Below are 10,544 nucleotides of genomic sequence, written 5' to 3'. Positions count from 1 at the left end.
TCCTACAGAGAAATCTGAAAATGCCGAAATGCCCACTGAAACTAAACCAAAAGCTGCAGCAAAACCAAAAGCTGAAAAAGCAGAGACAAAAGAAGCAAAACCCAAAGCTGCGAAAACAAAAAAAACCGAAGAATAATCTTCGGTTTTTTTTATTTGAATTCAGGTTTATTTACCGCCTAAAATACTTCCCAGAAGTCCGCCTAAGCCTCCTTGCTGTTGTTGCTGTTGTTGCCCGCCGCCAAGAACACTGCCTAAAATATCATTCAGCGGGTTTCCCGAGGACTGCTGAGAACCGCCTCCCAGTACGCTGCCCAAAATATCATTCAAAGGGTTTGATGGTTCTGCTTGTGCCTGGTTTTGCGCACCGCCTAAGATTCCGCCCAATAAATCTCCAAGTCCGCCGCCGGAATTTACTCCGTTAGACTGTTTTTCTTTGCCGATGTATCCCATGATCAGTGGCGCAAGCATGGCCAGTACCGGCCCGATTTTATCCATCGAAATTCCGGTGTTTTGCGAAAGTTGGTTTTCAACCTGAGCTTTCTGGCCGCCAAAAATATGGTCGAGGATCGAGCCTCCTTCCTGAACTCTGGCTTCAACCTGGGCAGGATTATCTAATATACTTCCGTCATGGTCTTTGTCCAGCGCGTTGTTTAATGCTTCAGCTTCATTGGGATCTTCCTGAGATTTTTTTCTTAGATAAGAAATTACCAGCGGTGCAGCTACCGCAAGAAGTGCAATAATTTGATTTTTACTGATGCCGAATTTGTTTTCGGCCTGAGAAGCTACCTGATTTCCGGCGTTTCCGGTAATTAATTCGATTAAGTTCATATTTTATTTTTTTGGTTTTCTTGAATGAAGATTCTCAAAGTTACCAAAATCTATTCCGATAAGGAATATTTACAATAATAAAATACTGTTAAAGTTTAATTTTTAAAAATAGGAACATTGCTGCAGGCTTCGCCAAACATCAGTGACTTTACGAGGGGTTTCAGCTGTTCGACAAGTTCTATGTAAGCGTTTTCAGGGATATTTACATCAGAGCAACCTTTTACCAACACTCTTTTGTCCGTAAGTTTTTTAAAATCGAAAGTCTGCACTGCGTTATGCATCAGCAACACTTCCAGATCCTCGCGGTTACCGAAAACTACTTTTTTAGCTTCGTCGGTAATTTTCGCGGTCAATAGGAAATAGGCCCAAAGCGGCACAATTGCATCCACAGAATTATAAATGTAAACATAGCATTCCCGGTAATCTTCCGGATTTATTGCAGCGACTTTATCTCTGAAATCCTTTTCCCGAAGAATCATTCCTTCCCAGAGAAAATCTTTCAGATCGATCCCTTTTCGTGTGCCTTTCGGAACCAGTTCTGAAAGGTCGAAATTTACCAAACCACTGTCTGCAACTTTATTTTTGATTTCAAATTCTTCCGACATTTTTATTTTATCTTTGACACAAAATTACGTTAATTTTCGCGAACAAAATTAAATCACCATGGAAGTAAACCTTGATCTTCACTGTGATCTTACTGCTTATCTTCTGCAGCCCAATTCTTCTCCAACTGGAGATGTACGCTGTTCAGTAGATAAACTTTTTGCAGGATATGTGAAAATGCAGGTCATGGCTTTTTATTCCGCAACAGCGAAAGGAAGTGTTGATGAGGTTAGAGAACAACTTAAGCGTTACCGCAGTCTTCTGAATCTTCCTGGTGTTTATGAATTTTATCCTGAAAAGGCCGAACTTCAGGAAGGTTTAGGAATTATTGCAGCGGTGGAAAATGCCTCCGGACTTTGCGAAGAAGATCAGCCTGTAGAAGATGCATTTAAAAATCTTGATAGGTTGATTTCTCAGGCGAAAATCATGTATGTAGGATTAACACATCATCTGGAGAACCGTTTTGGCGGTGGAAATTTTACGCAAGCAGGACTTAAAGATGACGGTAAGCGTTTGATTGAATATTTGGATGGCCGCAAAATCGCCGTAGATTTATCCCACACCAGCGATCAACTGGCGTACGGAATCTTAAATTTTATTGATCAAAATAATTTAGATATCCCGGTTTTGGCAAGTCATTCAAATATGCGGGCGGTTTTTGATCATAACAGGAATCTTCCCGATGAACTTGTAACAGAAATTATAAACCGCAGCGGCTTAATCGGACTGAATTTTGTGAAATACTTTATAAACCCCGAAAATCACAATGAAATTTACCGTCATATCGAACATGCCATAAAACTTGGAGCAGAAGACCATCTTTGTTTTGGAGCCGATTTTTTTGATGATAAATCCCATCCTGAGCAGGACAGATATCCGTTTTTCTTCCCCGAATTTGGCGATTCAACGGCGTATTCAACCATCAACAGCAGAATTTCGGAACTGTTTTCTGATGAGGTGAAAGAGAAAATAAGCCATAGAAACGCACTCAGTTATTTTAGAAGACTCCATAAAATTTAAACCCAGCACTTTGAAATATTATATTATCGCAGGCGAAGCTTCCGGTGACCTGCACGCATCAAACCTCATGAAATCTCTTAAAAAGAAAGATACAAACCCAGAGTTCCGGTTTTGGGGAGGCGATCTGATGGCTGATGTGGCGGGAATTCAGCCGGTGAAACATTATAAAGAACTTGCTTTCATGGGTTTTCTGGAAGTGGCAAAAAACCTGAAAACCATCCTTAAAAATATTAAATTCTGTAAAGAGGATATTAAAACTCATCGTCCTGATGTGCTTATTCTGGTCGATTATCCGGGATTTAACCTTCGTATTGCAGCGTTTGCAAAAAGTTTAGGCATAAAAATTATCTATTATATTTCTCCGCAGCTTTGGGCGTGGAAGGAAGGCCGTGTTGAGAAAATAAAGAATTACGTGGATGAAATGCTGGTGATTCTTCCCTTCGAAAAAGATTTTTACCGGAAACATGAAGTTGATGCACACTTTGTGGGACATCCTTTACTCGATGCGATTTCGGATCTGAAGCCTATTGATTCAGAAAAATTCAAAAAAGAAAATGGCCTAAACAGTAAAGACATCATTGCGCTTTTACCGGGTTCCCGAGAGCAGGAAGTCGCTAAAATGCTGGAAATTATGCTTTCGGTCCGTCCGTTTTTTAAGGATTATCAGTTTGTCATAGCCGGTGCGCCAAGTCTGCCAAAGTCGTTCTATGAGAAATATGTAGACGAGAATGTTCATTTTGTTTCAAACAAAACCTACGATTTACTGCGGAGTTCCAGAGCCGCACTTGTAACCTCCGGAACCGCAACCCTGGAAACTGCATTGCTGAACATTCCTGAAGTTGTATGTTACCGAAGCAGCCGGATTTCTTACGAAATTGGTAAAAGAGTTGTAAAAAACATTAAATATATCTCGCTGGTGAATTTAATCATGGATGAAGAAATTGTGACTGAACTTATCCAGAATGATTTAAATACTGAAAATCTTGTAAAGGAGCTGAACGCAATTTTAACAGGGGAAGCCAGACAGAAGATGCTTGATGATTTCGGATTTCTGCGCCAAAAACTGGGTGGGAGAGGCGCCAGCGACCACGCCGCCGATATTATCATAAATGGGTGATTTTACGGTACGCAGTAGAGGTAAAGATGTATAATTTTACCTCTAAAAATTGCTTTGCACAAACAGCCTCTACTTATCCTCTGTATTTTTTTTATTCTTGGGATTCTTCTGCAGGACTTAGTTTCACTGGAAGTCAAATACATTTATATGTTTCTGGTTTTCAGTTTTTTGATGCTTGTTTTGTATTTGGTTAAAGATTTTTATTTTCATCGGATCAGGCATGTTTCTCTTTTCTTTCTTTTCTTTTCATTGGGAATTTTTGGGCATTTTCTCAATTCAAAGAAACCTTTTCTTCCTGAGCTGAAAAGCAAGGAAGTTATCGTTTTCAAAATTACCAAAAAACTCAATTCAAACGAGAAAAACAGGCGTTACGAAATCTCAGCCTGGAAAGGAAAACAACCTTTTCTGAGTGTGCTTTCCGTCCCAAAATCTGAAGCTGATCTGGATTTTCTTCATTATTATAAAGCAGAAGCCTACATTAACCGGTTTCAGAAACCTTACAGTGATTTTCAGTTTGATTACGGTAAATATCTTTCGCGGAAGGATATTTATTTTCAGGCCTATCTGCCGAATTCTTTTCAGCGCGGTTTACGAAATGATTTAAGTTTTTCTGAAAAAATCCGGCAGAAAAGACTTTCAACTTTAAGTAAAATCGACAGCGCGAATTTAAGCAAACGAACGCGAGAATTTACCAAAGGAATCATCCTTGCCGACCGTACCGAGATGGATGCAGAAACGGTGGAAGATTTCACAAAATCTGGTCTGATGCATGTTTTGGCCATCTCGGGATCGCATATGGCTATTATTTTCTGGCTTATTCTGCTGGTCTTAAATCCCATATTTCCGCCCAGGTTCAGGAATTACAAAATAATTATTTCGCTTATTCTGATCTGGGCTTTCGCGATATTTATCGATTACGGAAATTCTGTAGTGCGCAGCTGCATCATGATTTCGGCGTATTATCTTTCTGTGGTGCTGCAGCGGAAGCCAGATGTACTTCACGCGATGGCGGTGGCGGCATTCGGGATTTTAATTTCAGATACCACTCAGTTTTTCGATGTGGGTTTTCAGCTGAGTTTTGTTGCTGTTTTCGGGATTTTCTGGCTGAATCAACCGATTCTGAAATACCTTCCCAAACCCAAAAATAAATTTCAGAATCTTATGGTGAATGTGGTTTCGATAAGTATTGCTGCGCAAATCGTTACACTGCCGTTGGTGGTTTTTTATTTCCATCAGTATTCTGTTATTTCCATTGTCGCGAATCTTATCGTCATTCCGTTTTCGGAAATTCTGATTATTTTTTCATTATTAATGACGGTACTCATTGAATTTTCGGTACAAATTAGCTGGCTGAATTTTCTTTATGATACTGTGGTAACCCGCGCTTTACAACTGATACATTTCTTTGCCAATCTCGATCTTGCTTTTTACAGAATGATTCCAATGACTCTGCTCGAAATGGCAGTGGGTTTTATCATTATTTGGTTTTTAAGATTTGCAGTGATTACATTCAGTTTGAAAAATGTGCTTAAAGTTTCTTATTTCATCATCCTTTTTGTTGCGTTGAGGTTTTTGTTGAATTACAGAGCGTCACAAATAAACGAGGTTTTGGTCCATCACTACTATAAAGAAAGAATTATTTCTGTAAAAACGAAGGATGAGGTTCGGTTTCTGATGAGGGCAAATCCTAATTTGGGAAAGGTTGAAAAATTTGTTATTGAACCTTATTTAACATCGAGGAGGATCCGTAAATTTAAAACAGAAATAATTTCTGATGATGTTGAAAAAATAGTGATCAGCGGCAAAGAATATCACTTGAAATAGAAAAGTTTTCACATTTCTTATTTAGAAAGATTACAAACTGAAATTTTCTGACATTTCTCACTTTTCTATAGCTTAACATTTTTTTAACTTTGTGAAAATTCAATTTAAACAATATTATGGCAGGATTAACCAGTTCTACTATCGGTAGAAAGTACGCAATGGCATTGTCTGCAATGTTTTTGCTCCTATTCCTTATCATGCACCTTTCGGTGAATTTAATTTCAGTATTCAGTCCAAGTGCGTTCAATTCGGCTTCCGAATTTATGGGTTACAACCCGCTCATTCAGTTCCTTATGCAGCCAATTCTGGGGTTTGCAGTTATTTTTCACTTTGTGATGGGTTTTGTTCTGGAACTTAAGAACAGAAGCGCAAGACCAGTAAAGTACGCAATGAACAACGGTTCAGCAAACTCTACATGGATGTCCAGAAACATGATTATCTCCGGATTGGTAGTGTTGGCATTTTTGGGACTGCACATGTACGATTTCTGGTGGCACGAGATCAACTTCAAATATGTTGAAGCGAATACACCAGATAACGAAAGATTCTGGCACGAACTTCATGCGAAATTTGCTGATGCGTGGAGGGTAATTTTCTACATCATCGCTTTTGTATTGTTGGGTCTTCACTTGGCCCACGGTTTCCAGTCGTCTTTTCAGTCGGTCGGAGCAAGGCATCCCAAATATACGCCGGTAATCAAAGCGCTTGGAACATGGTATTCCATTTTGATTCCTGCAGGATTTATCATCATTGCACTGTATCACTTTTTAACGCAGTCTTAATTTTAAGTTTTGAATCATTCAAAATCTAAAATTTAAAATTTAAAATTTCTAAAAATGAGCAAATTAGATTCAAAAATTCCACACGGCCCGTTAGCCGAGAAGTGGACTAACCATAAAAATCACATGAACCTTGTTGCCCCAAACAACCGCGATAAAATTGATATTATCGTTGTGGGTACAGGTTTGGCAGGCGGTTCTGCCGCTGCAACTCTGGCAGAGCAGGGGTATAACGTAAAAGCATTCTGCTACCAGGATTCACCAAGAAGAGCGCACTCCATTGCTGCGCAGGGTGGTATCAATGCAGCTAAAAACTATCAGGGTGACGGAGATTCAACTTACAGATTGTTTTACGACACCATTAAAGGTGGAGATTACCGTGCAAGAGAAGCAAATGTTTACAGACTAGCAGAAGTTTCTGCAAATATCATTGACCAGTGTGTTGCGCAAGGCGTACCCTTCGGAAGAGAATACGGTGGCCAGCTGGATAACCGTTCGTTCGGTGGAGTTCAGGTAAAAAGAACTTTTTACGCAAAAGGCCAAACCGGGCAGCAACTACTTTTAGGAGCTTATTCTGCGATGAGCCGACAGATTGGTAAAGGCAGAATCAAGATGTACAACCGTCATGAAATGCTTGATCTAGTAATTGTTGACGGAAAAGCAAGAGGTATTATCGCAAGAAACCTGGTAACGGGAGAAATCGAAAGACATTCTGCACATGCTGTAGTTATTGCTTCAGGTGGTTACGGTAATGTTTATTTCCTTTCGACCAACGCGATGGGATCCAATGTTTCCGCAGCCTGGAAAATTCATAAAAAAGGAGCTTATTTCGCAAATCCTTGTTATGTACAGATTCACCCGACTTGTATTCCTGTTCACGGAACACAACAGTCTAAATTAACTTTGATGTCGGAATCCTTAAGAAACTCAGGAAGAATCTGGGTTCCTAAGAAAATTGAAGATGCAGTAGCGATTAGAGAAGGAAGATTAAGACCGGAAAACATTAAAGAAGAAGACAGAGATTATTATCTGGAAAGAAGATATCCTGCTTTCGGTAACCTTGTACCTCGTGACGTGGCATCCAGAGCAGCGAAAGAAAGATGCGACGCAGGTTACGGAATTGAAAATAATGATACGAAAGAAGGCGTTTACCTGGATTTCTCTACAGAAATTACCAAAAAAGGTAAAGAGGCAGCACTCGAGAAAAATATTCACAATCCTACCGATCAGCAGATCTATGATTTAGGAAAAGCTTGGGTTGAAGAAAAATACGGAAACCTTTTTGTGATGTACGAAAAAATCACAGGCGAGAATCCTTATGTGACTCCAATGAAGATTTATCCGGCAGTTCACTATACCATGGGTGGTGTTTGGGTTGATTATAACCTGCAGTCAACTATTCCGGGATGTTTCGTGTTGGGTGAAGCCAATTTCTCTGATCACGGAGCAAACAGATTGGGTGCTTCTGCGCTGATGCAGGGTCTGGCAGACGGTTATTTCGTTCTTCCATACACCATTGCAGATTATCTTTCGGCAGACATTAGAACAGGTTCAATTCCTACAGATTCTGCAGCTTTTGAAGCGGCAGAGAAAGAGGTGAAAGATAAAATCAATTTCTTCATCAATAATAAAGGAACGCATTCGGTAGATTATTTCCACAAAAAATTAGGACACATTATGTGGAATAAGGTGGGAATGGGAAGAACGCCTGAAGGTCTACAGGAAGCGATTAAGGAAATTGAGGAAGTAAGAAACGATTTCTGGAAAAATGTAAAAGTACCAGGCTCGAATGATGAAATGAATATGGAACTCGAGAAAGCGCTCAGAGTGGCAGATTTCCTTGAATTAGGACAGCTGATGGCGATTGATGCATTGAAGAGGGAAGAATCCTGCGGTGGACATTTCCGTTGGGATCATGCAACACCGGAAGGTGAGGCGGAGAGAGATGACCAAAACTTCAAATTTGTAGCAGCCTGGGAATATCGGGGGGCAGACATTAACCAAGAAGTATTGCACAAAGAAGAACTGGTGTACGAGAACATCGAAGTTAAAACAAGAAGTTATAAATAATCTCCAAAAAATTAATATAGAAATGAGTGCAAAAAAAGGATTAAACCTGACTCTGAAAATTTGGAGACAGAAAAACAATAAATCAAAAGGACAGTTCGAAACCTATAAAATTTCTGATGTATCTACGGATTCTTCTTTCCTCGAAATGCTCGATATGCTCAATGAGAATCTTGTAAACGAAGGAAAAGAACCAGTAGCTTTCGATCACGACTGCCGCGAAGGAATCTGCGGAATGTGCTCGCTGTACATCAATGGGCGATCTCACGGTCCGGATACTGGAATCACCACTTGCCAGCTTCACATGAGAATGTTTAAAGACGGCGAAACCATCCACATCGAGCCATGGAGAAGTGCTGCTTTTCCGGTAATTAAAGATTTGGTGGTAGACAGAAGCGCTTTCGACAGAGTGATGGCAGCGGGAGGTTTCGTTTCCGTGAATACTTCAGGAAACACCTTGGATGCAAATGCGATTCCGGTTCCTAAAGAAGATGCTGACAAAGCGATGGATGCTGCAGCATGTATCGGGTGTGGTGCCTGCGTGGCCACCTGTAAAAACGGTTCAGCCATGTTATTTGTAGGAGCAAAGGTTTCTCAGTACGCCTTACTTCCGCAAGGCCGTGTTGAAGCGAAAAGAAGAGTGCTGAATATGGTGAAGGCCATGGACGAAGAAGGTTTCGGAAACTGCTCGAATACCGGCGCATGTGAGGTGGAATGTCCGAAAGGAATTTCTCTTGAAGTGATCGCCAGAATGAACAGAGAATACATTTCTGCCAATATCGACAGAGGATAGAACAGAAAATTATTACGAAAATGCCGCTTTCACTTCCGAAAGCGGTTTTTTCTTTGTTAAACTTTGCCAATTATATGATTAAAATTTTCTACAAGTCTTTATATAACTTATTTTTGCGCAAATTAAGTTTACAACTTTGAAATTAAAAATCGAAAAATTTATATACAATCAAAAAAAACATGAGTAGATATTTTTTATTATTGATGTTCGCTTTCGTAGCAATGTCCTGTTCAAAAAAAGTAGAGGTAAAAGGTAATTTTGCCGGCGGGTCACCGCTCGAAAGAATCGAGTTTATAGAAGCCTCCGGTGTAGCGACCCTTCCGTTGCTGAATTTGGGTGTAGACAGTAAAGGGAGTTTCTCCGGAAGCTTCGAAGCGCCTAAAAACGGCATGTACATTATGTCTTATGCCGGAAAAACAGCCATGATTTATCTTAAAGGTGGTCAGGAACTTAATATTTCAGGGCAGGCAGCCAACTTCCCCAATCAGTTTACCATTACCGGTGATGCAAAAAACAACAACGATTTCCTTTTAGAGGTAACCAAATTTATTCAGGGTTATGCAGGGAAAATCAATGTAGGCGAACTTGTAATGAAAAATGAAGCCGATTTCCTGAAAGCCGCTGAAAAAATCCGTACCGATATCGGGAACAGCATTGATGCTGCTGCCAAGAAAACTTCAGCAGACAATGAAGTGGTAGAATATAAAAAAGACGAACTGAATGCGAGTGTCTTAGGATTAATGAGCCAGTACGAAGTTAACCATCCGCAGGCTACGCAAAACCCAGCATACAAAGCGTCAAAAAATTTCAAAGATGCTGAAGCTAAGCTCAATGAAGACAGCGACAGACTTCTGAAAAACCAACCGATTTACAGAAATTATCTTCTGGGTAAACTGAGCCCGGAATTTCAGGCTTTTGCAAGCAAGCAGGCAACATCAGGAAACCAATTATCTTCTGAATTATTTGCGAAATTTCTGGATACCAAAAAAGACCTTTCTCAGCTGACCAAAGATTATCTTCTGGCATTCGTACTTTCAAGTGGTGATATTACGCCGGGTATGACGGATGAAAATACTGCTAAGATTAATAAAATCATCAATGAAAATATTAAAGATGCAGGCATTAAAAAAGATATGCAGCGAATTCAGTTCGTCATAGCCGGCCCGAAAGCTGGTGAAGCGGCACCGGATTCTAAACTCATCAAACAGGACGGAAGCACTTTTAAACTGGCCGATGTAAAAGGAAAACCAAACCTCGTAATGTTCTACGCGTCATGGAATCCTTATATTTCCGAAGGTACGGTACCGGTTCTGAAAGAAGTCGTGAATTTCTACAAATCTAAAATGGATTTCACTTTCGTGAATTTAGATGATACCAAAGACCAGTTCACCAAAACCAGCAATGCCATGATGAAAGGCATTCCCGGAAACAATGTTTACGGTGAGGGCGGACTGACCTCGCAGATTGCAAAAGATTTGGGAATTTACGGTTTCAAACTTCCTTCTTTCGTCGT

General features: G+C 40.1%; 9 protein-coding genes. 7 read left to right on the top strand and 2 right to left on the bottom strand.

Annotated elements, in window-relative coordinates:
- Positions 1 to 165: 165 nt before the first annotated feature.
- Positions 166 to 828 (bottom strand): DUF937 domain-containing protein, encoded by a 663-nt coding sequence (locus V5N63_RS08190; protein WP_332029246.1) that lies wholly within the window; start codon positions 826 to 828, stop codon positions 166 to 168.
- 95 nt (positions 829 to 923) lie between these two features.
- A complete protein-coding gene (locus V5N63_RS08185) occupies positions 924 to 1,433 on the bottom strand; it encodes a DUF2480 family protein (RefSeq protein WP_332033553.1) in 510 nt (169 codons plus the stop codon).
- Between the two features lie 58 nt (positions 1,434 to 1,491).
- Between V5N63_RS08185 and V5N63_RS08180 the strand changes: the two genes are divergently transcribed.
- The 7 genes from V5N63_RS08180 to V5N63_RS08150 all read left to right on the top strand — a co-directional run.
- Positions 1,492 to 2,451, top strand: a complete 960-nt coding sequence (locus tag V5N63_RS08180) for a dipeptidase (RefSeq protein ID WP_332033552.1) — start codon at positions 1,492 to 1,494, stop codon at positions 2,449 to 2,451.
- A 10-nt stretch (positions 2,452 to 2,461) separates the two neighbouring features.
- Positions 2,462 to 3,568 (top strand): lipid-A-disaccharide synthase, encoded by a 1,107-nt coding sequence (lpxB, locus tag V5N63_RS08175; protein ID WP_332033551.1) that lies wholly within the window; start codon positions 2,462 to 2,464, stop codon positions 3,566 to 3,568.
- A gap of 147 nt (positions 3,569 to 3,715) precedes the next feature.
- Positions 3,716 to 5,392, top strand: coding sequence for a ComEC/Rec2 family competence protein (locus tag V5N63_RS08170; protein ID WP_332033550.1), 1,677 nt, complete (start codon positions 3,716 to 3,718; stop codon positions 5,390 to 5,392).
- Positions 5,393 to 5,508: 116 nt separating this feature from the next.
- Positions 5,509 to 6,174: a succinate dehydrogenase cytochrome b subunit gene (locus V5N63_RS08165; RefSeq protein ID WP_088469661.1), complete on the top strand. Its 666-nt coding sequence runs from the start codon at positions 5,509 to 5,511 to the stop codon at positions 6,172 to 6,174.
- Positions 6,175 to 6,228: 54 nt separating this feature from the next.
- Entirely contained in the window at positions 6,229 to 8,241 is a 2,013-nt protein-coding gene (locus tag V5N63_RS08160; RefSeq protein ID WP_332033549.1) for a fumarate reductase/succinate dehydrogenase flavoprotein subunit, read from the top strand.
- Between the two features lie 22 nt (positions 8,242 to 8,263).
- Positions 8,264 to 9,031 (top strand): succinate dehydrogenase/fumarate reductase iron-sulfur subunit, encoded by a 768-nt coding sequence (locus V5N63_RS08155; RefSeq protein ID WP_088469663.1) that lies wholly within the window; start codon positions 8,264 to 8,266, stop codon positions 9,029 to 9,031.
- A 179-nt stretch (positions 9,032 to 9,210) separates the two neighbouring features.
- Positions 9,211 to 10,544 (top strand): TlpA family protein disulfide reductase (locus V5N63_RS08150; protein WP_332033548.1); only part of this gene is annotated, 1,334 nt, incomplete at its 3' end.

This window comes from Kaistella sp., from assembly GCF_032060305.1.
Classification (GTDB): Bacteria; Bacteroidota; Bacteroidia; order Flavobacteriales; family Weeksellaceae; genus Kaistella; species Kaistella yananensis.
The sequence above is the reverse complement of the archived record's forward strand: the minus strand, read 5'-3'. Positions and strand labels throughout refer to the sequence as shown.